Consider the following 22,666-nt stretch of genomic DNA (forward strand, 5'->3'; position numbering starts at 1 on the left):
AACGTCTGAGTTACTGCGGGAGCTAATATTTGGGTGTCCGGCTGGGATACAAACCGTGTTCAGCGAAAAGAAAAGGCTGATCAAATGTGGTTTGCTGAACTGTCGAAGAACAAATTATGCGGCGTTGGTGCAATCTCTGGTCATGACCGCACCGCAAAGAACAGGTCCAGGAGCCTTATCGACGGGCAGCAGACAACAACCGCCTTCGAAAGCGTTTAGCCAAGGAATGGAAGGTAAATGAAGCTAACAAGAGTCCGCGTCCAGAACTATCGGTCCATCGAAGACAGCGGGGAGTTCGAGATTGGCGACCTGACTTGCCTTGTCGGCAAGAACGAGGCGGGCAAGACGGCGTTGCTAAATGCCATGCGCGGCCTCAAGCCCTCGCAGCAGTTCGAGTTCGACGAAGTCATCGATTACCCGCGACGGTTTTCAACACGCTTCGATGAGCGGCATCCGGACGGGAAAGCCGAAGTGATTCGGACATGGTGGCGCCTAGAAGACGCAGACAAAGCCGCTGTCGAGGAACGCTTCGGAGCTGGAGTGTTGAATGGAGACGTGTTCCAGTCAGAGTTCGGATTCCGGTATGAGGATAATGTGCGCCTCTGGACAATCGAAGTCGCTGAATCCAAGGCTCTGGAAAATCTCGTCAGCAGGCATGCCCTCGATGCCACGGAGCGCAACGTCCTGCACGGAATTCATGATGGTCCATCGGCAGACAAGGCGCTAACGGGACTTGTGGAAAGGACTCCCAACCAAGAGGCGCTCCTGCAGGACATCAAGAAGAACAAGGGATCAAGTTTCACCAAGGGCGTGATTGGGGTGCTAGCCGCTCGTCAACCGAAATTCTTCTTCACCTCTCACTTCGAGCGCATGTCGGGCATGGTTTCGATTGAAAAGCTCCAACAGGACATGCAGAACAACATGGTATCTGTCGGTGACAAGATCTTTCTCGACTTCCTCGAGTACGCGGGAACCACTCTGGAGGATTTGAAGAATGTCGATCGCCGCGAGGAGTTAAAGGCCAAGTGCGAGGCTGCCAGCTACGATATCACGGAGGAAATTTTTCAGTTCTGGAGTCAGAACAAGTCGCTGGAAGTCATCATCGAGATCGACAACGCCAAGCCCAAGGACCCGGCTCCGTTCAACACGGGCATGGTCGCCGAGGTCCGAATCAAGAACACCAACCACAAAGCGACACTGCCCTTGTCCGAGCGCAGCGCGGGCTTTGTCTGGTTCTTCTCATTCCTCGCCCAGTTCAAGCAACTCAAAAAGACTCCAGGCAACGGCAATGCGGTCATCTTGTTAGATGAGCCGGGCCTGACCCTGCATGGCAAGGCGCAAGGCGATTTGCTGGGCTACATCGTTGAGCGGCTGCTGCCGGACCACCAGGTCATCTTCACCACCCACTCGCCCTTCATGGTTCCGATGGATCGCCTCGCCGATGTGCGCATCGTGGAGGATGTGGTAATCGAGAAGCCCGGCAAGCGGCCCGAGGTCAAGGGCACGAAGGTTCAGTCCGACGTGCTGGAAGTCAACGACGACACGCTCTTCCCGCTCCAAGGAGCGTTGGGCTACGAAGTAACCCAGTCGTTATTCATCGGCGCCAACACGTGGCTGGTCGAAGGCCCATCGGACATCATCTACCTACAGGTTTTGTCGCAGGCGTTGACCAAGCGCGGACGCATTGGGCTTGATCTGAAGTGGACGCTGTGCCCCTCAGGCGGCATCGACAAGATCGCTCCGTTCGTGAGGCTGTTCGGCGGCAACAGGATCAATGTGGCGGTTCTCTCCGACATCGCCAATGGCGACAAGGCCAAGATCGAAAATTTAAAGAAGGCCGACATCCTCAAGGCTGGGCATTTCTTCACATGCGCAGACTTCACAAGCCAAGCCGAGTCAGATGTCGAGGACTTGTTCGATGCGGACTTGTTCGTAGAGATGCTCAACGGTGCCTACAAGCCCCCAGCAGCCAATGTGGTGACTAGGGACGCATTGATGTCAGCGGCACCCACGCCACGCATCATCAAGAAGGCGGAAGCCCTATTCAGGCTGATGCCCGCCGCAGTTGCCGAGTTCGACCACTTCGGTGCGGCGCGTTGGCTCTTGGAGAACCCGTCGGCTCTGGATGCAGATACACCAGAGGTCGAAGCGACACTCGATCGCTTCGAACAAGTGTTCAGTGCTTTCAATGCATTGTTGGTCCAGTCCACATGACTGCTCCAGCAATTGCATTGGTACGGCCGCATTACATCAAGATGCAGCGGGAGGGTTTACTCAGTCCTGAAAAATGCAAACAGGTTGGGCTCGCCGCTGATCTTGAGCGTTGCTAAAAAATAACTCAGGTTTCCATCGGAAGCGCCACGACCCGCACGCTGCAAGCGGCGCTGATCTCCGCCCACCGCTCCGACGTGACCCCGATCCGCTCTGCCAGCTCAGCAGGTGGGCAACCCTGGCGCAGCAACTTCTGCCCACTGGCGTAGAGGTCCCGCCAGGAGGGCGGCACCTTGATCGCAAAGCCGTGGTCCCGCAGGTAGTGGGTGATCTCGCCGTTGGCGTAGGTGCGGGCATAGGGGCGAAACGATCGCCCGCCCGTCCCATCGAAGCGAGCCGCCGCCTTGAGCAGGCCGATCACCGCGAGCTGGCGCAGATCATCGAAGGAATGGTTGGTGCGCCGGGCGAAGTTACCGGCGATCTTCTCCGCCAGATCCATGTGCGCCAACGCCAAGGCATGGGCGGCGGCATGGGGATGCACGGGCCGTTGACGGCGGTGCTGCATCCGGGGCCGCTGTGGCTCGGGGCTGTAGGGGAAGGCAAAGACCAGCTGCTGGTGTCGCGGGGTAGGCGGCTCCCGGCGTGGGCGCTTTCGCAACGAGCGCTCCACATCCGAGCGGGGCTCCTCCAGCGGCAACGGCAGGCAGAGCTGGCTCACGGCTCACCGCGTCAGCAGCATCGGCAGCGGATCGCGCTTGATGCCCAGCCCCCGCCAGTAGCGGGTTTCCAACCACAGGGCCCCATGGCCAAAGGCATCCACCAGATCCTTGGTGCCCATGGGGAAGCGCGGCAGTTCCTCCACCAGCGGTGCGGCGCGGTGGTGGAAGCGCACCTGGCCCGCCTCCAGCAGGGGGGCGACGGCATGGGCCCGCGACTCCTTGCTGCCCCGTGCGGGGATCGGCAGCAGGCCGGGCACCTTGCGCTTGAGGGTCTGCTGCACGGCCGGGCCGTTGGCCGCGTCCTCGATCAGCACCGCCTGGGGGCGGAGCCCCTGCGCGTCGAGGGCCGCGAGGGTGGAGAGCAGGAAGCGGATCGTCTGGGGCAGATCGAAGTGATGCCGCGCCGCCCAGATCACCTCCAGCTCCAGCTGTTGCGGCCCTGCCGCATCCGGCAGCAGCAGACCCATCAGCACAAAGCCACAGTGATCGTTCTGCTCCTCCCCCTTGAAGGACAGATCGCACGAGAGCACCAGCGGGGCAAAGCGGCGCGGCTGCTCGCGGGGGAAGGGCGCCTTGATCCAGGCCCGCTGGAAGATCGCCCCCTGGGCCGGTGAGGGCCGCTGCTGGTAGAGCGCGTTCCACCAGAACGAGCCCACGCGGGAGCGGATCTTGAGCAGCTCGCTCAGCGGGAACCGCTCCGGGCAGAGCGCCTCGCCGGGCGCGCGCCAGTCGGGCTCCAGCGTGCAGGAGGCCGGGAAGCTCTGCCGGTCCACCGGGTGCTCGGCGATCGCCGGCAGGTTGAGGATGTGCCACTCCTGCGGGGCATCGCCCGTTTCCTGGGCCATCAGCCACCCGACCACGTCCTCGTGGTCCCAGCGGGTGAGCACGATCACCTGGGCCGAGAGGTTGTGCTGCAGGGCGCCATCACCGGCACAGGTGAACTGGGGTTCGGCGCGGGTGAACCAGACGGCCTTGAGCCAGTCCTCAATCCGTGAGCGCACCCGGGCGGAGCCGGCTTCGGCAGGGCCCTTGTAGGGGTCATCGATCACACCGAGGCTGTAGCCCTTACCGGTGAACGGTCCGTCCACACCAGCGGCGATGCAGCCGCCGCGCTGGGTGGTGAGCCAGTTGCCGACTGCCGCTGAATCCTTGGAGAGCTGGTTGCCGGTGACGCGGTAGAAGTGCCGCGCCTCACGGGAGTGGGCATAGGCCAGCTCACCGGAGTAGCTGGCGATGGCGGCGAACAGATGCGGGTGGCGGTAGATGAAGTAGGCGGGAAAGAGCTTGGAGACCAGCAGTGATTTGCCCAGCCGCGGCGGGCAGGTGACGATCAGGCGCGAGAGCTGGCCATCGGCGATCGCCTGCAGCAACGCGATCAACACCAGCGCCCAGCGGTGGAAGCCGTAGCGGGGGTAGGCCTCAGAAATGAAGGCCCGGAAGCTCAGCGGCGCCGTGCTGGCCAGGGCGAGCGTGGGATCAGGAACACCGAGGAGGCCGAGGTCACCCCAGGGGTCGCCGTGCTGCGGGGAGTGCAGCAGGCCGCCACTGGGCAGCGCATCCACATGCAGCTCAGCCTTGGGAGGCCTGGGAGATCGCGTCGCCACCACAGAGGACATTGAAGTCATGGCCTACTTCGGCTCCGGGGGCTTGATCGGAGCCCGCAGCAGGCCGCCGATCTCGGCGATCACCCGCAGGGCACCGACAGCAGCGGAGAACTGCTCGGCATCCATTGCCCGTCGCGCGCAGTCGTAGAGGGCGTAGATGTGCTGCGCCTGGTGCTCCAGGCGGTTGCTGATCAGCTCGGCCACCATCCGCTTGCGGGCCAGATCGAGGTAGCGGTTGATCGTGCGGGTGTTGCTCACCCCCCAGGAGTCGGCCGCATTTGCCCGCATCAGGCTCAGCGGCAGGCGCTGGGCGATCCAGAGCTGGGCCTCAGCGATGCGGCGCTCCACCTCCGCCACCGAGGCGCGCGGCGGCAGCTTCTGATGGGGAAAGCGGGTGGCCACACCACGCCGGGAGAGCCGATCCGAAAGAAAGCAGGGGTTGCCGTCCTCGTCCTGGTGGGGCGCCGCGTCGCGTAGGGCTTCAACCCCCTCAGCAGCAGGTTCGCTCTGCCCCCACAGCGCTCGTGTCCCCGTGCGGGCGCAGGCCGTATCAGGCGTCATCGTGGCCGCCCAGCAGGGCGCAGCGGACGTAGGCCGCCCACTGCTCCGGGGTGAGCACAATCCGCCAGGTGCCGCCGCGGAAGCGCACCCAGCTCGCCGCGAACGGCAGGGCCGCATTGCACGCCTGCAGCTGCGCCTCAGCCGGTTTGAGCCGGGCGGCGGCGGCCACGTTCGCCCAGCTGGCGACCTGAATCACATGGCCGGGAACGCCCTCGATGTCACCGGTATCGCCGCCGGCGCCGTTGGTGCGGCCGGCCCCGAGCTTGCGCCGTGCCGGCAGGGCCAGCAAGGCGGCGATCAGCTGGGCCGCCTCCCGCTCGGCTGCATCCCCCTTGCGCTTCTGTGCGTTTGCCATCGGGGCCGGCTCAGACGGCCCTGGGTGCCTTGATGGTCCAGAAGGGGTTGCCGTGCTGGATGGTGGCGGTGCCTGATTCCACCGCAGACTTCTGGGCCTGCTTGAGGCTCTGCTCCTGCAACCGCAGCGTCTCGGGGTAGGCGTAGGAGAGGCGGCCGGGCGACCAGCAGAAGCTGAAGTCGTTGTGGGAGAAGGAGGCGTCCAGCTCGCCGCCATCGAAGGCGGCATGGAGCTGATCCAGCAGCGGGGTCAGTTCGCTCTCGATCGCCTTCTGAGCAGCCTTGAGCTGGGTGACGCGATCAAGCAGGGCGTCCAGATCAAGGGGCTCCGCCTGAGCGACGGCCTCGGTGGCGGCGGTGGGCTCGAGAACGGGGCGGGAGACCATGGCGCTCGCATGGCGAACAACGACACCAGGCGCGCCCTGGCTTGCGAGCCACCGTAGCGGCCCGATAACGCAAGCCGCAAGTGGACGCCTCGTAATGGCGAGCCCAATGGGCTCAGAAGGGGCGGTGGGTCGCCACGTACTGGGCCCAGACCGCAGCCCAGGCCGCCAGGCATTCCCGCCGGGGGTAGGGGGGCGAGAACTGGGTCCGGCCCGGCCGGCTCCAGATCGTCTGGCCGTAGTCGAACCAGTTGCCCTGGCTCCACTCCAGAGCCAGGTAGCCGCCGATCTGGGCGCGGGTGCAGTAGGTGCTGCCGCTGGCAGTGAGGCTCTTGAGATCGGCCATCACCCGCGCCGGGCCGCTCACCCCAGCTGGGCGCTCAGCCGCGGCGGGGAGGTGTGGGTCGATGTAGGCGGTGTCGTAGGTGCCGGCCACGTTGCGCACCAGGCAGCAGGTGGGGCGCTCCGATGCGATCACCTCCACCGCCTGCCAGCGCTCGTGGCCGATCAGCGGCTCGATCCACTCCCGGTAGGCCTCGAAGTCAACCTCCGCCCCGCTCGGCGACTCGCCCTGCTGTCCGTCGCAGGAGTGATCGGCGGGCCGGAAGCGGCCGTTGAGGAAGAGCTCCAGGGCCTGGTGGCAGGTGTTGCCGCGCGGCTCCCACACGGCGCGGCTGGCCTCGATGCGGCCCAGGGCATAGCTGGACTTGGCCACCTGCAGCACGCCTGTGATCGAGACCGGGAAGAGGTGATCGTCCAGCCAGTAGGTGTGCTGTGGGTCGAGGCGTTGCAAGCCGGCGATCGGTTCAAGCCAGCGGGTGGTCGTCATGCCGGCGGGGGGAGGGGGGGGGGTACACGTCAGGGAGTGAAGTCGTGAAAAATTCCGGCAGATCGATTGCCGTGCAAGCGGTTACAAGGAATGAAATCGATGAAAACAGCGGGAATGGCCGTGAAAAAGCTGCTGCGGATCTGTTTTCACGACGTTTTCACAGCTTTTCACGGCTTTTTCATCCATTTTGATCGCTGAGAACGACTGCACTGCAGTGCTTTAGAGAGAAAAAATCACTTTTTCATTTTATAGAAGGGGGACACACACCGGGTGATGGGATCAAGGTTGTGGAGGATTCGGCGAGATCGCTTGCCCTGCAACAGGTTTCAAGGATTGGATCGGGTGATGTCGCTGGAGCGACCATGCAGGCGATGGCCCCGTGGGAAGGGGAAAAGCCAGCGATGCGCTCAAGGCCGTGAAAGATTCCTTGAGATCCACTGCCCAGCAAAAGGTCTCAAGGATTGGAGCCACTGAGTCACCCGTCAGCGGCCACGAAAGGCATACCGGCGAGCAGTCCTGTTCAAGTCATCCAGACCTGCTGTTCAGCGCCGCCCTGCCGCGTCAGCTCCAGCAGCTTCTGCCCCTGCGGGCTCAGCCGCCAGGCCAGGCCCGCCTTGCGCACCAGCCCCCGCTTCCGCAGCCAGGTGAGGTTGTTGCGCACCGAGCCCTCCTGGAACCCTCCGAGATCGGTGCACAGGTAGGCGGTGCTGGTCGGCAGACCGCCCGCCTGCCGCAGCTCAATCGCATCGAGCACCGCGACGCGGCAGTTGCGTGTGATCAGGCCCTCGCTGATCGCAAAGCCGTCTTCTGTGAGGCGATAGCTGAACTCCCGCGGCGGGCTGCCGCGCAGCTTGTGGACGCTCCAGACGTTGCAAGGGCCCCGGTCCTCGAGCTTGCGGGTGAGTTGGTGCACCGCCGAGGGGATCTGATTGATGTTCTGGCTGCCGGCGGCGGCCTGCAGCCCTTTGCCGGCACTCTTGCCCCCAGCCGGGTGGTGCAGCCAGAGCAGGGAGCAGTGGCGACACACCAGCGCTTGCAGCAGGCGCAGCAGGGTGCCGACCGGGCCGATGCCGAAGTTGATGCCGGCGAGCTCCAGCACCGCCTTGAGCGAATCAATCACCACCAGGGCGTAGTCGCCGCCGGCCAGCTCCAGGCGCAGCTCCTGCAGGCCGGAGGGGCTGCAGCACCAGGAAGGCAGGCCATCGGCCGGCTCGGCGGCCCAGATCGTCAGCTGCTCATCCACGCAAGGGTCCTCGGCGCAGCCGAGATCCTCCAGGTATTCGCGCACCATCGCCCGGGCGCCCTCGCCGCCATCGGTGCCGATCCACAGCACCCGCCCGCGGCGCGACGGCGGGATCTCCTGATCGAGGAAGGGGAGGCCCTTGATGCAGCAGACCGCCATTGCGGCCGCTGCCATCGTCTTGCCGCTGCCGCCGGCGCCAAAGAGGAGGTGATCGCGGCGCCAAAGCAGAAAGCCCGGCAGCAGGTCCTCAGCCGGCGAGGTGATCGGATCGCTGAGGCGGCGGTTTCGGCTGCCGCCGTTGTGGGAGTTCTGCAGTGGCAGCTCCCAGCGGTGGGCCAGGGCGTAGTAGATGCGCTCGTCGATCGCCTGGCCCGTCACCCCAAGGCTCCAGAGGTCGGAGCGAATCGCCTGCTCCTGCGCCCAGGTGTCGCGGGTTTCGAGCAGTAGATCCAGCAGTTGCTCAAGCAGCCCGGCGATCACCGCATCGCGGGCGGGTTCGGGAAGCGGCTGGGGTCCAGCGGCAGGGGCCTCGCGTGCCAGCGCTTCACCCCGCGGCCCGTCGCCGGCCGGCCACGGGTAGTGGTAGCCGGCCGCGGCGGCGTGGTGGTGGAGGCTGCCGATGGTGACACCACGGCCCTTGAAGGAGCGCCACTTCGCCAGGCACTCGGCCTCATCGAAGCCGGCGCAGCCGCGTGACCACTCCACCCAGGCAGCCAGCAGGCCGGGATCGACCGAGTGGAGGGCCATGCCGACCGTGAGCCAGCCCTCGTAGTCCTCCACCGGAGGGATGTGCTGGAGCAGGTCAAGGGCGCGGGGCACATCCGCCGCTCTGGGGGCGTAGTCACCGCAGACCGGTTCATCGGGCTGCTTGTAGAGCGGCTCCAGCAGCCATTCCGGTGCATCGGCCACTGACACCTGATCGGGAGAGCGGCCCTGCATCCAGCGGTAGTGGCCCGTTTCGGGGTGGACGCCGGCGATCACCGATTGGTGGCCCGCCCAGCGCAGCTCAAAGACCGTCCGGGCCTTGCCGCCCTGGGCAGCACCGGTCCAGCGGCGCCGGCCCCGCAGCAGGTCCCAGCTCTCGCGCGGCACCCGGAAGGCAAGCTGGCCGCGATGGGGCAGCCCCGATGACCAGCCGACGGTGGGTGGCAGGTCACGGTGCGAGCGGCCGTAGATGCGGCGAAAGCAGGCGGCGGCGCCGCGTCCATCGAAATCGAGGGCCAGCACACCAGAAGCAGGTCCAAGCAGCACCCCAACGGCATGAACGTAGGGGTTACCTGCAAGGGCGGTGATCGCTTCGAGGTCGAGGCCGCTGTTGCCCCAGGCCAGCAGTGGCTCACCGCTGAGCGGGTCGACCGGTCGTTTGCGGCCATCGATCGGCAGCAGCGCCCAGTCGGAATCGATCGCCTGCAGGCTCTCGATCAGCTGGGCAGGCAGGGGCATCAGCGCAGGGCCTGAAGGTGAGGGCTCAGAGCAGCGGTGGCTGCCGCTGTGGGGCGATGACGTTCTCCCTGGTTTTGTCCCTCAGCGCAGGGCGTGCATGGGTCTTTGTCTTGCTCCTGCTCTGGCGGCGAATGTGATCGCGCAGGATCGCCCGCAGGAAGGTGGTGCGGGCCTCGCCGCCGCGATGCGCGTCGAGCCAGTGGATCAGCTCAGGGGGCAGACGCACGGCAAGGGGACGCACGGCTTGGGAGCGCGGGGAGTCGAACCGTATCCCGTTCGGCCCGTCCTTGCAAGGCTGAGGAAGATACAGAAAAGGCCAATAGGGGCTTTTGCGCAACAAAGGCTTGTAAACGCTGGGCAGCTGCAACGGCATGTCTTACCGTGCCGCTAACGAACCTCAGCCTTGTGAGGCATGGCCGAATCCTTCGCCCAGATCGAGGCGCGCCAGGCCGAGGCTCGCCTGGCCTTCGGGCGCATGCTGCGGTTGTGGCGGGAGCGCAACGGCTGGACCCAGTACACCGTCGCTGACTGGGGCAAGGAAGCCGGCTTCTCCGCGATCAGCTACGGCAACCTCAGCGCGATCGAGCAGGGCAAGGCCGGTGAATTGCGACGGCCTGCGTTCTTCCAGCTCGCCGAGGTGAACCGCCGCATCGCCGAGCAGAGCTGGGGTCGGCTCAAAACGCAGGCCCTCAAGGACAAGCTCAAGGGCGCCACGGCGATCGTCGATGACGACGGCAGCCTGTGGGGGCCGATCGAGCTGTGGAGTTGCTATGTCGGCCTGCGGCCAGTGCCGACGGCCTTCCAGCCCAAGCCCAGGCCCGAGGCGCCGCCCGTGGCGCTACAGGATGCCAGGGCCCTGAGCCAGACCTGGCGCGAGCTGGTGAGCAGCGCCGTGGACGAGCGCGACCTCGATGCCTTCGAGGCGGTGCAGGAGATCGCGCGCCAGGCCCCCTTGCCCCTGCGCAAGCAGCTGCGCACGGTGCTCACCTCCTTTGGCGACTACGAACCCGAGCAGCTCAAGGAGCTGTGGGATGGCGAATGGCTGCCCGAGCGCTGGATCCAGACCTGGCTCGAAACCCTGTCACCACCAGCCGGCGCCGCCGAACCGGTGAGCGGCCAGCCTGAAGCGATCAAGACCAAGGCCAAGACCAAGAGCACGGGGAGCAGGAGCAAGGTCAAACCCACGTCAGGCCCGGAATCCTGAGGAGGACTTGCGCCCCGCATTAGCGAGCCCCTAAGATCCGGGCCATGCGGGCGACGGTCCCGCCCCACGCTCCATGGACACCACCCCCTCCACCGGTCCGCCGCTGCTCGGCGAGCACACCAGTCCCCACGAGCGCCAGTGGCAGGCCGAATGCGTTCTGGCAGAAGCGCTCTCTGCCTTCCAGGCCAATCTCCAGCCCGCCACGGAGTTGTCGCTGGCCGCTGTGGTCACCGCCGCCAAGCCGGCCTTCTCCATGGGCTTCAGCTTCTCGGTGCAGAGCACTGGGGAGGGCACCGTGGTCGTGCTGATGCACAAGGACGGCGCCCAGTTGAGCGCTGAAACCAGCGCCTACGACGCTGACTTCGCCTTGAGCGCACGCCTGTTGGCGGGCCTGCTCGGTATTCCTGTGCTGCCACAGGCTCAGCCCAGCAAGGCCGGGGAGGGAACGGCTACGCCGTCCTCTGCGGCAGCAGAAGCAGGTGAGCCACAGCCCAGGCCCAGCGATCCCGCTCCCCAGCAGGTCGCCTCCCCTGCTGAGGAGGCGGAGCACGACCCGCTGGGCCTTGAGCCCCTCGAGCCCCAGGAGATCGCCACCCTCACCGCGATGCTCAAGGCCATGGCCCGCAGCGACAAGGAGATCTGGAAGCGCTTCACCATCGCCTTCCGCTCCCAGTTCCAGGTGCCCAGCACCGCCCGCACCATCACCGACCGCGTCACCCAGCGCCGCCATGCCGACTTCATCGACCGCTTCGAGCGGGAACTCGCGGGGGTGCCGTCATGAGCAGACTCTGCAGCTGCGCCATGCCGCTCACCTGCTCTCCGCCGTGGCCGATCAGCGGCAGCGGGAGCTGGCCCTTCGCTACTACCGCGATGTCCCGGACGGCCGCATTCACGCGCTCATGCGACGGGCCAGCGAGATTCACCTGCTGCGCTGGCTGGCGCGGGCCGTCGAGAGTTGCTGCGAGCCCGCGCTGGAGGCTTCGCCACCGCAGCACTGGCCTGCTGCTGAAGACCATCCGCCAGCAGGTGCCGATCTGGACCCCGGTGCCTGAGCGGGCCTGGTCCTGCCTCTGGGCTCCCCGCGCCGCCGCCCTCGTCCAGTCGTGCCCGGCGCTGCAGGCCGGTATCGACGAGCTGCAGCTGGTGCAGGTTCCAGGCTGCGGCTGCCAGGCCAGCGGTTCCTATGGCTGGGGCGGCGATGGCTGAACAACGTCCCCGCCGCATCGCCTACGGCCACCGCCAGCACGAGCAGCCCAGGGCTCCGGATGGGGGCCACTACCTGCAGTCCAAGGTCCGCAGCGATGTCTGGCAGGCACTGCAGCAACTGCGCCAGCAGCACGGCCTCTCGATCAGCGGCGCCGCCCATCACCTGATGCGGCTCGGCGCCGGCCTTGAACCCCTACCCCCCCTGAACACCAGCCCCCATCAGAGCCATGGCGATTGAACTGAACGACGGCGCCCGCATCGGCGCCCCTGTGATCCGTCAGCAGCGCTTCGGGGAAGTGGCGACGTTGGCGATCGTGCGCACTGAGCAGCGCGACCGGCTGCGCAAGAACCTCGCCACCGGCGAGATGGAGCCGATCCCCAACGGCAAGGACCGCCAGGGGAACGCCAAGGTCAAGCAGGAGATCGTCATCCACTGCGTCGCCCTGCCCGGCACCTCAATGGAGGCCAAGCTCGGCGACGAGGCCGCGGTGCCGGCACCGGGCGATCGGGTGCGGGTGATCCTCAAGGCCAAGGGCTTCGGGGACTGGATCGAGGCGCGCAAGGGACACCGCAAGGGCAAGCTCAACGTCGGCGACCTGCTGACGCTGGCCACCCGCTGGGCCCAGCAGTACGACCAGGACGGCAATCCCAAGGGCAACAAGATCGAGACCCAGGCGGAAGCCGATGCGGTGCCGCGCAACGTCACCATCGGGTTCTACGGGCCTATCAGCCTGAGCGAGGGCAGCGACCCGGCCTGGATCGAGGCGGCCGAGCAGGCCTACCGCGACGATCAGGCCAGCGAACGCCAGCAGCGCGCCATTCCCCTCGGCGATGGGGATGACTTCGACGATGAGTTTGGCGACGACGACGAGGTGCCGTTCTGATGGCCCGCACCTCTGAGCCACGCCGGCCCCAGCTGCCGCGCTTCTGCCAGCGAGAGCCGCGTCACACCCTGGTGACGATCACCAACCTCCGCTATCTGCACCGGCTGATCTGGCTGCTGCTGCTGTTTCAGCTCACCACGGTGCTGCTGGTGATCGCCGGGCCGGTGCCGCCCAGGCCCCTGCCAAGCCAGCCGGGCAGCACCGCCAACCACAGTTCTGGCCCTCTGATGCCATGACCCAGGCCACACCAGGGCGGGTCTGGATCACCACCGCACAAGCCTGTGAGCTGCTGGGTGTCAGCCGTGAATCGTTGCGCCGTCTGCGGCTCCGGGGAATCCTCAAGCCGGGGCGTGACTTCCGCCGCTGGGGCTGCACCGACAGCAAGGGTCCCCTTCAGTGGCATGCCGGCAACATCGAAACCGCGCTCACCAGCTGGAGTCGCCGCAACCTGCGGCTCTGAGCTGGATGCACCGAGCCCTCAGCGCTCAGCATGGACGCCGTGGTCTGGGCCCTCCGTGGCACCTAGCATCGTTTCAGGAGGCCAGGAGCATGGAGCGAATCGTCGTTGAGCCAGACATCTGCAATGGCCAGCCGACCATCAAGGGCACCCGTGTAACGGCCCGGACGGTGCTGGAGTTTCTTGCGGCTGGCGATGCCATCGAGGATGTCCTTGAGGAGTATCCGACCCTGACCCGAGACGACATCCTGGCGTGCATCCGGTTCTCCTCCGATCTGATGGGCCATCAGTTCTCGCTGCAAAGCGTCGCTTGAAGGGCTTCGTCTTTGACGAGAATGTGCCACGGCAGCTGCGCTTCCAGCCGTCGCTTCCTTTCACCCATGTGGGTGAACTCGGCCGAGGCATGAGTGATGGTGAGATCTGGGAGTACGCCAGGTTGCAGGAGCTGGTGATCGTGACGAAAGACGCTGACTTCTCGAATCGCATCATGCTCAACACGCCACTGCCGTGGGTGGTGCACCTTCGCCCCCTCGAACCGAGTCTGGTACAGCAAGCCTTGAAGCGGTCCTTTTCCGAGACTGGAGGGACGAAAGCTGCTGGTTGCCATACCTTCCGCCACGCCTAAGGCGCTTGACGGTTGGCAGCTAAGCGTAAGCATGGTATTCTAAACTGGGCCTGTCGTCTAATTTGGCAAGACCTCCGCGAGGAGATCCCGGTTCGATTCCGGGTGGGCAAAGCGCACTTTGAGCCAGTTCGCTTTCCCCACCCACAATCCATGATGGATGAACATCAACGCACAACAGTTTTTCAAGCTCAAACGCAAAACGTCAGAGAACTAGAGCGGGCTTGGTCTCAGATAAACCGCCAAATCAATTCGCTCATCCTCCTAAAGAACGACACTGCAGTCGGCATCAACACCAAAGTGCTGGCGATGATCTACTGCGCCTTGGCTGAAGCGCTGTTCTCCAAGCTGATTCACACGCCCCATGGCCTGGAACTCCAGGAAATAGTGCAGGTGAAAGCTGTAGCGAACTCACAAGGAATTAAAAATGGATGGATTAAATGCGTAGAACTTGCGGTAAAGCGGGTTGATGGCGGTAAAAGCAACCATCATCCAAACGTTTTAAAGAGGCTGCGCGCGATGATCGAAAAATATATCTACGATCCTAGCCTCTTAAGGAATAAGCTTGCGCATGGACAATGGTGTGTTGCGCTAAACAGAGAAAATTCAGCGGTTAATCTGGACATATCTCAAGAAATAGAAGAGCACACCGTAATTGAGCTGTATCGAAGAAAGAGCGCACTAGAAAAGCTTGCAGCAATCGTAGAAGACATTATTGAGTCACCAAATAAAGCGCATCACCGAGATTATTGGCTTCACCTCACTCAGTTCGAACAGAAACAAGCTGAGTTGGCCAAATGGACCTACGAGCGAAAGGTCTCTCAACTGTTTGAGAAGAAGTTACGTGCCCCGAAAAGCGCCTAACTGGTCGGCAAAGCGGACGCACATAAAAACCATGCTTTAGGCATTTTCAAGACCCTTGTCGGCACTCTTCGCCATCTCAAGCTTCGGCGTCGCTAACCTTGGGCGTTACGAGAGAAGCGTGACACGCTTCTTCGGAGCCTGCGCTTAGGGAACATGCACCGCAGCGAGTTTCACACGTTTATTGCCAGGATATTGACGCGAATTGAGGCGCTGCTGCCTCGCAACAAATTGGTGAATGTATACCTCGATCGCCTCGAAGCGATCAAGTAGCAGGCCCTTGGGCCTAGGCCTGACGATCATTCAGAAGACGGGCCGCCTTGTCGAAGGCGTCATCCACCACTTCATCTCCGCACCACTTGCTGTAGGCCGCCAGGTGGGTTTCCACGGTGTGGCCCATGGCGGCAGCAACCACCTTGGGTGGTAGATCGCAGATCACATGGGCGCGGTGCGCATAGCCATGCCGGCAGGAGTAGAGCACCAATTTCTCCCCGTCCAGCGCATAGCGATGGCGGAGCTGATCCCAGAGGGGGCGACGACGGAGGTAGTTCTTGAGGTCCTGCGACCCGAAGCCGGGCCGCATCGGTGGCATCCGGGTGGAGCTGAATGACTCCTCCAGCCGCCAATTCTGGGCCCATGCATCGCACGGAAGAACCCGCAGCGGCCGGGGTTTGGTGCTGCCGCGGGAAGACACCTTGGCGTAGTTGCACCACAGGCGACCTTCCCGCAGCTCCAGGTGCTGCAGCTCTTCTGGCCTCAGTCCAAAGCTGGCCAGCAGCTGGACGGCATAGCGCCAGCGCGAATCGGGAATCGATTCCACCAGCAGGAGGATGTCGTCGACGCCTATCGGCGTGGTGACCGATTTCGGCTCCCGGCGCCGGCCGGTGTAGCTGGAGAGCACCAGCGGGGGCGCCCACTCCTGCGGCAGCCGCTCATTGTCAACAGCCCAGCGCAGCAAGGCAGCAGCCTGCTGCACCACCACTTGGCGCCCACGGGATCCGGGCTGATCCTTGAGTCGCTGGGTCAGCAGCTCAAGCAGTTGGCGCGGTGTGGCGGGCTTGGTCTTCCCTTTGGTGGCCTCCACCAACCGCTGCATGCGGGCGGCGTAGGTCCTCTCCCAGGTCGTCTGCTTGATCAGACCGCTGCTGATCTTGTGGTCCCGGTACTGCGCAACCAACCCCTGCCAGTCGGTGGCCTGAGTGGGTTCAACCACCTCCTCTGGCGTGCTGTCGTCCTCCGCTGGAGAGGCCGATCCTGTGGCCAGAGCGATGCATTGATCCAGAGGAATCCCGCGCGTGAAGGAGGCGTGGATCGCCAGCACCGCCGTGTGGATGTCCTGCCGAGCAGCCGCTTCCCAGGGGAAAGGGAGGACTCGCTGGAGACGCTTGCCGCCCGTCACCCGCTCCGAGAGATTGAGCAGGGCACGGCCGCGCATTTCCGACAGGCTCCAGCCGCTCCGCGAGCCGAGGTCACATTGGAGAGCCGCACGCAGGGCAGCGACCCAGTGCTCACGGGGCAAAAGACCCCCCTTGCAAGAGAAAGTGCAAGAGAAACTAGCTCAAGCCGTGGCACAGCGAGGCAACATGAGGCACCCGGCGGCACCCCTAAACACAGTGAGCACAGGGCTTTTCAGCCAAGATCCCAGTCAGCGACAACGACCTCCCAGATCGGTTCCACAGAGGTTTGGGAGCACTAGGTCGCAGGTTCGAATCCTGTCGCCCCGATTGACTTTTCCGGGATTCGCCAACAACTGAGTACGACGGTTGTACGACGGGAGAGGCCCTTCTGGTCTCCTTCGTAAATCCGGGGCGGCCGCGCTGAGTTCAGAACCGCTCCCCATCCATCGCTCATCGCATTGCACCCTCTTGCTGGGCGCATCCCGCGAGCCCTCTTCATTCGCTCCATCTTCTCCTTCTCCTCTCCTGCTGTCGTGATGGCACCGCGACACCTTGACAACACTCTCTGACGTGGTGCCCACCGATCTCTCCACCCGAGATCTGGAGAAGCGATGGGGAATCAGCCGCAACGGCCTCAAGTCCCGAGCCCGTGCTCTCGGGGTTGGGCTGATCCGCGTCTCCTCAATCTTCACCACCTGGCCAGGAGCGTTCATCGAGCTCGGGGGAGGCTCCACGACCACCTCCAGTCAGGACAGCCCATAGGCACCTTCCCTGGCCTAAGGCCGGCGGCGGGTGATGGCAGTGCGAAGTCTGTGACACCATTTGGCGCCTCGGCGATCGTGAAGCTCCCTGGCAGCGACCTGGCAGCTGTGGTGGCGGCGATCCGGGAGGCGGCCTCAGCACCAGCATCAGATCCCTCCTCCGGGCTCGGGGGGTGGCGGAGGCTGCCGATAACACGCTGGTGCTCAACACCACCGATCTGGCCGCCCTCCTGGGCCAAAGGAAGACATTCTAGCGGAGCGGACATGAGGCTTACGGCTTTCGCTTCGAGTGACACCACCAAGGCCGTCAGGTGATGTGGACGGTTTGCCCGCGCCATCACCCCAAGCTCCCCAGAAGGCGTGCGTTCCCTGCCTGGAGTCAATTCAACTCCCAGCAGTGAGCGGCGCGTCTGATTTGCGGCGGCGGCGTTTATCGATGTGGCCTGGCGGATGGCTGACACGACAGGGACCCGGCTGCTCCGGCAGATCCGCACCGGTTGAGCAGGGGGGGTAAAGGAGGCAGAAGTCTGCGCAGGGTGTGGATTGCCCCGCTGGAGCACCCACCCATTCATGAACATGTCACGCCGGCTCAGCCGAACCTCGCCCATGGGTCCTCATCCGTCTCGCTCATGAGTCTCACGCCCTCGGGGGGTAGGGGCGGTCCCTGCATCATCCCGTCGACCTGGACCGTGAGCATCTCCTAGCTCTCGGGGCCAACCCGGCTCTGCCCCTCCTCGCCGGGCCTCCCTCCTCCCTCGCGTGGGGTGCGGCGGAGTCGGGACAGAAACCTTCAACGTCCGCGGGATCCATTGGTGCATCCAGGTCGCAAGTTTCTGTCTCCGTCGGACAGAAACCTCCCCCCCCCTCGCCGGGACAGAAACTCTCAACGCCCTCGGGGGACTCACCTGGAGGTTTCTGTCCATTGGGTCCTGTAGGAGGTTTCTGGCCGATTCTCACGCCTACGGACAGAAACTTAGAAACCAGTGGGGGCCATGAGTCTCGGTCGTCCAGGTCAGTTTCTGTCGTACTTCCCCCTCCCCTCGCACACGCGAGGCTGAAGTGCTTCGTAGGCCGACCCCCCTTCTTCCCCGAGAGCTTGATCTCCTGCACCTGGACCATCCCGTCCACGACCCACCCGTCTAGGTACTTCCGGATGGCCTTCTCCTTCGGGATCCGGTCGTGCCCCTCGGCCTGGAGGTACTCCTTCACCCCGGCTTGAACAGCTTCCTTGCTCATCGGCTCCAGAGACGCCCTCAGCACCTCCAGCACCACCCCCGCCGGATCGAGGTCCCCATTCCTGTTCACCCCCATCCGGTACAGCGTCGGGGTCAGGTCCTTGATCTCGTAGTTCAGGTTGTGGTCCCTGGTAACCAGCAGCCTGTCCCGAGAGCGATCAAACCGGCTCTTCCCAATGGTCAGGATCCGGCTGTTGACCCCGTGCTCAGCCTCCTCGTCCTCCGTGAGCTCCTTGAGCCCCCAGGTCTCATCAACCGCATTCAGCAGCCGGTCCGTCCCCCGGAAGTCCGTCCCATCCTTCTTGTTGTGGTGGATCCAGATGATCGCTGCTGAGGGGAAGCCGTCCTCCATGTCCACCGCCCCGTTCCGCCTGGAGATGTCGTAGAGCGGTGCCGCATAGGCCCCCTCATTCTCAGACGGATCCCCGAGGTCTGAAACCGACCCTAGAGAGTCCACCACGATCAGAGAAGGCTGGACTGCCTTGACGATCTTGTTGAACTCATCCGGGAGATCGATGCGCCAGTCGCTGACAAGGTGGAACCAGGGGTCTGACCCATGAGACTCAATCCCCATCCGCATCAACTGAGCATTGAGGCGGATTTCACTCTGGTCCCCTGAGATCCAAAGCACATTCCCCTTCACGCACTGCACCGGGATCCCCCGGATGTTCATCACCTCCCCCCGGCCTACGGCTTTCGCCAAAGCCATCACCGACTCCGTCTTCCCCACCCCCCCTCTGGAGTGGATCAAGATCTGAGAAGGCTTCCTAAGGAATCCAGGGATGATGTACTCCTCCTCAGACACCGTCGTTTGCCAGTTCTTCGGCCGTAGCAGCGTGTTGCCCTTGTTCCTCTGGAACTCATTGTCGCGAGCAACCAGAGCCCTGATCTCCGAAGCCTTGTACTTGTACCTCCCACATCGTTCAGCAAGATCGATCAATTCAATCGACTGTTCAGCAGGGTTCGTCACTTCTTTAATGATCTTTCTGCATCGATCGAGGAACTCCCTAGAGTTGATCTCATCCCTCGGCACCTCCATCGTCCTCTGCGTCTCCCGCAGAGCCTCCGGATACATGAACCCCAGCTTCTCCGCTATCTCACTCACATAAGTCTCAAGAGCCTCCGGATCCGGCCTACCTGCATACATGTCCCCCGTCCGGATCTTATGGATAAAGTCCAGTTCATCACCCGAGACTTTGCAAGCCTTGCAGTCCCACACCCCGGTGTTTTTCGCATACTGAAACGACGTCCCTGAACTGCTCTTATGCCAGGGGCATCCGTTCTGCATCTGGGGATTCTCCCCACTTCCCTCCACCCAGTTGTAGTTTTCAAACTCCTTGTGGTTGAAAACCAACTCCTGCAGCCGTGGGATGAGAGCTGCTCTCACATCCTGATTGCTGAAGAACCAGCCCCTGATCTGCTTGGGCGGAACCTGCGTCTTCCCCGTATCATGCTTGATGGCTTTGAGATCCTCCTCATCTAGGAACTTCGACCCCCCAGTCGCCTTCGACTTCATCACGTTGATCAACCACTGCGGAGCTACCGCAGGCATTCCTCCGTTGTAGCTCAAAAACTTGTACCGCTTCCTTGTATCCGGATGGATACTCCCCGGCAGCACGCTCATACACTTGTTGTACCGGATAACAAAGTCCTCCCCCAGTCTCCCCTCATTTCTTCGATCTTGTTTGGAGTTAGTATCATTGAAGAACTTTCCATTCCAAGTTGCTGTCAGCGTAGTAATCCGCGCAAACAACGGCAGCAGATGATCTGGAACCCTATACAGCAACTGCCTCCTCCCTGGCTTACCCGACGTCCAGGCCATCGTCTTCTCCTCCCCATACGGCTCATACGCATCCCCCGCAGCCGTCTTAAATGCATCATCCGCATGAAAACCATCAATATCAATGGCCACCAATCCCCCCGAGAACGATCCCGTAACCACCCCCATCCCGGTGGCCTTGTAGTACGTCAGCACATCGGCAATGGCATCGACCTGCCTCTTCGGCTCCGTGCTCCACGCCTTCTTGAATGCATCCTTTCCCCGCACCCCCATCAGGTTCCACTCCTTCGGGAACACACCCAGCCTCGCCATCTGCACAGCCAACAGCCCCCGCCAGTTATGCGGCAGCGGCTTACCTTCGGCATTGGTCTCTACCTGCGTCTCGTGGGACGCATTCACGGCTGACTCCCATTGGGATGTCGGCACGTCCTCTTCAGCCGCTGCAGCTACAACATCAGACGCAGCTGCGGCTATATCGCTTGCTGCGGGGGGCGTCTGCATGATGGGGACCTCGGGGGGATCTTGTGAAGGGTCGATCGGCGATCTAGTCGTCATGATCAGAGATGTAGGTGAACGACGGAAGTGGACTTAGTCGGTGATCAGTCTTGGACTACATCTTGGTGATGAATCAAGACATCTATGTGCTTCAACCCGAAGCAGATCAGGTTCCTGGCCAGAAGCGATTTGCTGCAGCCCAGATCGGCGCAAAGCCGTTCCAGTGTCTGCATTTCAGTTCTGCCTAGGCGGACTCCGAGAACCGGACGACGGCCACAGGGAGTGGAGTAGGAAGAACGCGCATCGATCGAGTGGGTGAGTAGTCTTTGGGCGGGAATCATGGCGGGTGAATCACTGCTCAGGTAAACCTAGCCCCGGCAGAAAATCCATCAACTACAAGCTAGTCTCTACCCCCATAACATCAAGGAGTCTTTGGGGTGTAGCTCAGATGACACTGCTTTCTACATCCTGTATTCCCCTTGCCTAGCCATTGCCTTGCTCGTGTAGTCCATGAGGAGTGATGAACTACGTTGATCGCAAGACTCATACGTGTTAGAATCTACTAACTGAGACACAACTCGAAAGCGTCAACAACGCCATTCAGATGAGGTCATTTTGCTTCAACCCTTCAGCCGTGTTGCTCTACTCGACTACTGATGACATTGGCCTGATCAACACTGCTTCAAGCGTTGCTCTACTACAGCTGCCAACTGCCCCAGCACTATCAGTGTGATCGCTCCCCCGAGAGCGACGCGGAGAGCAAGCCACAGAACGACAGACCCTGACTCCCGCCCACTCCCCGCGAGGAAGAGCCTTTCCGACAGGCCAGGTAGGGGGTAACTTTGAGTATCAGATTATGTGTTCCATTTTGGCCTGTAAGTGCCTGGAGCCAAGGCACGTATTCCGCATCTGACCCTCCAACCCGCCCATCAACCAGGAAGACCAGTGGGCTAAAGCTGGAGCTGTGAGCAGACGCAGCAGGCACGAGATGGCCGAAGGGGATGTCGCCACTGCTGGATGGCCCGCTAAAACTGACGAAATTCAACTCGAACAGAAGCTGCAATGGCCTCAGCCACCCTGAAACCCAGACAACGGAAGGCCGTTTTGATGACGGCGGAGGGGATGCAGCTGCGTCACATCGCGCAGCAGCTGGGCGTTGGCTACACGACCCTTCTGTCATGGGGGCGGAACCCTGCGTATGTACGAGCGGTTGATGAGGCCTTGCAGCACATTGAATCCGAGGCAACGAAGGAGTTGCAGCAGGGCTACGGAGATGCAGTTCAGAAAGCCAGAGAGCTGCTGCAGTCACAATCCGAATCGATTGCTTTAGGGGCTGCAAAGCTGATTATTAACACCATGAACCATGTGGTTGAGCGTCGTGAGTCTGCTACTCGCTGGGCAGAGCTATCGGAGCAGATTGAGTCCTTAGAGAAGCGTCTGTCACACAGCGAGGTCATGGCCTCGGCGCACGACGTGGACCTGGGCGAACGGGCGATCCAAACGCGCAGCATTGCCAACCGGGGTTAGAAGCAAATTGCGCAGAGCTGCTTGCGGCCACATTCCCAATCGTATCGATCTGCGGGAACTGATCGTGAGAATGGCCAGGACACTACCCCTTTGAGTGGTCTTCAGATTGCAGACATGACGTTCCTAAGGACATCATGCCAATGACTAGCTCAGTTTCCTTCTGATCTTGTTGATCCACAGGATGGCTGGATCCAGTCTTCCGTGTCTGAGCGTTTGCATGGCTGATTCTGGAGTGGCGAAACGGGCTCGTGCAATCCGTGTCAGTCTTCATTCAGCTGTGTAATCAAGAAGTTCCCCTCGCTTATCTCCCTAGTTCCTCTCTTTTACTCATATACATTTGCAAGTAATTATATGTCTTGTCTGCTCCTCTAGACATCATTCAGGGTCTCAACTACCGCCCAGTCGGCAGTCATCTAGTTCTCCTGGATTGCTTGACGATCTGCTCGCTTTGCCCTTATGTTGCTTTCAACCGATGAGACAGGACTGCGCCGCAGTCGCTCACTCTCGCCGGTCAGGCTCACAGCCTTGATGCTTGGAGCCAAAGTGTCTAATCCTTCTTTCAACAACAGCGCAACTTGCGCACCAAGCCTATGTATCATTGCTAGCGGCATTCTTTGCTGCGGCTACAACATAGAAACGCTCCCCCGAGGTCGTACGAAATCCAACCTTTACTGGTTGTGGTGCCGTCAACCGGTAGGTGCAAACGAGACGCCTGACGGTATCCAATCCGTTCAGCGCAGGGCATGCGGCCCCGTAGAGACACTCGTTCGGCCAAACGACGGAGGGGTTTAGCGGGAGGACGAGGGCAGCAGATGCCCGAGGACGGATCGAGCCGGTGCGCACCGTTGTGCGGGTCAACAGGCTTCCCGTGACTAAGTCTCTCCAGCGTT

Annotated in this window: 24 protein-coding genes; 14 read left to right on the forward strand and 10 right to left on the reverse strand. The window is 62.6% G+C overall.

Going from position 1 to position 22,666, the window contains the following annotated elements:
- Positions 1 to 237: 237 nt before the first annotated feature.
- Positions 238 to 2,214: an ATP-dependent nuclease gene (locus ACWJI3_RS03210; RefSeq protein WP_480202860.1), complete on the forward strand. Its 1,977-nt coding sequence runs from the start codon at positions 238 to 240 to the stop codon at positions 2,212 to 2,214.
- 124 nt (positions 2,215 to 2,338) lie between these two features.
- Here the strand turns inward: ACWJI3_RS03210 and ACWJI3_RS03215 are convergent, their stop codons facing one another.
- The 6 genes from ACWJI3_RS03215 to ACWJI3_RS03240 form a co-directional block, all read right to left on the reverse strand.
- The gene (locus tag ACWJI3_RS03215) at positions 2,339 to 2,929 is read right to left on the reverse strand and encodes a sigma factor (RefSeq protein WP_480202861.1); all 591 of its coding nucleotides are present in this window, start codon (positions 2,927 to 2,929) and stop codon (positions 2,339 to 2,341) included.
- 3 nt (positions 2,930 to 2,932) lie between these two features.
- Positions 2,933 to 4,492: a phage terminase large subunit family protein gene (locus ACWJI3_RS03220; RefSeq protein ID WP_480202862.1), complete on the reverse strand. Its 1,560-nt coding sequence runs from the start codon at positions 4,490 to 4,492 to the stop codon at positions 2,933 to 2,935.
- A gap of 66 nt (positions 4,493 to 4,558) precedes the next feature.
- Positions 4,559 to 5,095, reverse strand: coding sequence for a hypothetical protein (locus tag ACWJI3_RS03225; protein ID WP_480202863.1), 537 nt, complete (start codon positions 5,093 to 5,095; stop codon positions 4,559 to 4,561).
- Positions 5,085 to 5,450 (reverse strand): hypothetical protein, encoded by a 366-nt coding sequence (locus ACWJI3_RS03230; protein ID WP_480202864.1) that lies wholly within the window; start codon positions 5,448 to 5,450, stop codon positions 5,085 to 5,087. Before ACWJI3_RS03230 ends, ACWJI3_RS03225 begins: the two co-directional genes overlap by 11 nt.
- A gap of 10 nt (positions 5,451 to 5,460) precedes the next feature.
- Positions 5,461 to 5,835, reverse strand: coding sequence for a hypothetical protein (locus ACWJI3_RS03235; protein WP_480202865.1), 375 nt, complete (start codon positions 5,833 to 5,835; stop codon positions 5,461 to 5,463).
- A gap of 112 nt (positions 5,836 to 5,947) precedes the next feature.
- A complete protein-coding gene (locus ACWJI3_RS03240; RefSeq protein ID WP_480202866.1) occupies positions 5,948 to 6,661 on the reverse strand; it encodes a hypothetical protein in 714 nt (237 codons plus the stop codon).
- A 44-nt stretch (positions 6,662 to 6,705) separates the two neighbouring features.
- Between ACWJI3_RS03240 and ACWJI3_RS03245 the strand changes: the two genes are divergently transcribed.
- Positions 6,706 to 6,852: a hypothetical protein gene (locus tag ACWJI3_RS03245; RefSeq protein WP_480202867.1), complete on the forward strand. Its 147-nt coding sequence runs from the start codon at positions 6,706 to 6,708 to the stop codon at positions 6,850 to 6,852.
- Positions 6,853 to 7,181: 329 nt separating this feature from the next.
- Here the strand turns inward: ACWJI3_RS03245 and ACWJI3_RS03250 are convergent, their stop codons facing one another.
- Complete coding sequence (locus ACWJI3_RS03250) at positions 7,182 to 9,347, reverse strand: PriCT-2 domain-containing protein (protein WP_480202868.1); 2,166 nt, start codon at positions 9,345 to 9,347, stop codon at positions 7,182 to 7,184.
- Between the two features lie 25 nt (positions 9,348 to 9,372).
- On the reverse strand, positions 9,373 to 9,720 hold the full coding sequence (locus tag ACWJI3_RS03255) for a ribbon-helix-helix domain-containing protein (protein WP_480202869.1): 348 nt from the start codon (positions 9,718 to 9,720) through the stop codon (positions 9,373 to 9,375).
- 39 nt (positions 9,721 to 9,759) lie between these two features.
- Between ACWJI3_RS03255 and ACWJI3_RS03260 the strand changes: the two genes are divergently transcribed.
- From ACWJI3_RS03260 to ACWJI3_RS03310, 11 genes are all read left to right on the forward strand, one after another.
- Positions 9,760 to 10,551 carry a helix-turn-helix domain-containing protein gene (locus tag ACWJI3_RS03260; protein ID WP_480202870.1) on the forward strand — a complete coding sequence of 264 codons (792 nt, stop codon included), beginning with the start codon at positions 9,760 to 9,762 and terminating at the stop codon, positions 10,549 to 10,551.
- Positions 10,552 to 10,624: 73 nt separating this feature from the next.
- Positions 10,625 to 11,332, forward strand: coding sequence for a hypothetical protein (locus ACWJI3_RS03265; RefSeq protein WP_480202871.1), 708 nt, complete (start codon positions 10,625 to 10,627; stop codon positions 11,330 to 11,332).
- Between the two features lie 43 nt (positions 11,333 to 11,375).
- A complete protein-coding gene (locus tag ACWJI3_RS03270) occupies positions 11,376 to 11,603 on the forward strand; it encodes a hypothetical protein (protein WP_480202872.1) in 228 nt (75 codons plus the stop codon).
- Positions 11,578 to 11,757 carry a hypothetical protein gene (locus tag ACWJI3_RS03275; protein WP_480202873.1) on the forward strand — a complete coding sequence of 60 codons (180 nt, stop codon included), beginning with the start codon at positions 11,578 to 11,580 and terminating at the stop codon, positions 11,755 to 11,757. Before ACWJI3_RS03270 ends, ACWJI3_RS03275 begins: the two co-directional genes overlap by 26 nt.
- A complete protein-coding gene (locus tag ACWJI3_RS03280; RefSeq protein ID WP_480202874.1) occupies positions 11,750 to 11,995 on the forward strand; it encodes a hypothetical protein in 246 nt (81 codons plus the stop codon). Before ACWJI3_RS03275 ends, ACWJI3_RS03280 begins: the two co-directional genes overlap by 8 nt.
- Positions 11,985 to 12,641, forward strand: a complete 657-nt coding sequence (locus ACWJI3_RS03285) for a hypothetical protein (RefSeq protein WP_480202875.1) — start codon at positions 11,985 to 11,987, stop codon at positions 12,639 to 12,641. Before ACWJI3_RS03280 ends, ACWJI3_RS03285 begins: the two co-directional genes overlap by 11 nt.
- A complete protein-coding gene (locus ACWJI3_RS03290) occupies positions 12,641 to 12,877 on the forward strand; it encodes a hypothetical protein (RefSeq protein ID WP_457766762.1) in 237 nt (78 codons plus the stop codon). Before ACWJI3_RS03285 ends, ACWJI3_RS03290 begins: the two co-directional genes overlap by 1 nt.
- On the forward strand, positions 12,874 to 13,101 hold the full coding sequence (locus tag ACWJI3_RS03295; protein ID WP_255105106.1) for a helix-turn-helix domain-containing protein: 228 nt from the start codon (positions 12,874 to 12,876) through the stop codon (positions 13,099 to 13,101). The genes ACWJI3_RS03290 and ACWJI3_RS03295 overlap by 4 nt, the downstream gene beginning before the upstream one ends.
- Positions 13,102 to 13,190: 89 nt before the next feature.
- Positions 13,191 to 13,412, forward strand: a complete 222-nt coding sequence (locus ACWJI3_RS03300; protein WP_255105109.1) for a DUF433 domain-containing protein — start codon at positions 13,191 to 13,193, stop codon at positions 13,410 to 13,412.
- Complete coding sequence (locus tag ACWJI3_RS03305) at positions 13,409 to 13,723, forward strand: DUF5615 family PIN-like protein (RefSeq protein ID WP_480202876.1); 315 nt, start codon at positions 13,409 to 13,411, stop codon at positions 13,721 to 13,723. Before ACWJI3_RS03300 ends, ACWJI3_RS03305 begins: the two co-directional genes overlap by 4 nt.
- A gap of 12 nt (positions 13,724 to 13,735) precedes the next feature.
- Positions 13,736 to 14,584, forward strand: coding sequence for a hypothetical protein (locus tag ACWJI3_RS03310; RefSeq protein ID WP_480202877.1), 849 nt, complete (start codon positions 13,736 to 13,738; stop codon positions 14,582 to 14,584).
- A 283-nt stretch (positions 14,585 to 14,867) separates the two neighbouring features.
- Here ACWJI3_RS03310 and ACWJI3_RS03315 read toward each other — a convergent pair whose 3' ends face one another.
- Together ACWJI3_RS03315 and ACWJI3_RS03320 are read right to left on the reverse strand one after the other, a co-directional pair.
- Positions 14,868 to 16,016 carry a site-specific integrase gene (locus ACWJI3_RS03315; protein ID WP_480202878.1) on the reverse strand — a complete coding sequence of 383 codons (1,149 nt, stop codon included), beginning with the start codon at positions 16,014 to 16,016 and terminating at the stop codon, positions 14,868 to 14,870.
- A 1,392-nt stretch (positions 16,017 to 17,408) separates the two neighbouring features.
- Entirely contained in the window at positions 17,409 to 20,255 is a 2,847-nt protein-coding gene (locus ACWJI3_RS03320) for a bifunctional DNA primase/polymerase (protein ID WP_480202879.1), read from the reverse strand.
- A gap of 1,116 nt (positions 20,256 to 21,371) precedes the next feature.
- Here ACWJI3_RS03320 and ACWJI3_RS03325 point away from each other — a divergent pair.
- Positions 21,372 to 21,776, forward strand: coding sequence for an RNA polymerase subunit sigma-70 (locus ACWJI3_RS03325; RefSeq protein WP_480202880.1), 405 nt, complete (start codon positions 21,372 to 21,374; stop codon positions 21,774 to 21,776).
- Positions 21,777 to 22,666 lie beyond the last annotated feature (890 nt).

Source organism: Marcopretia estuarina LEGE 06307 (genome assembly GCF_056633115.1).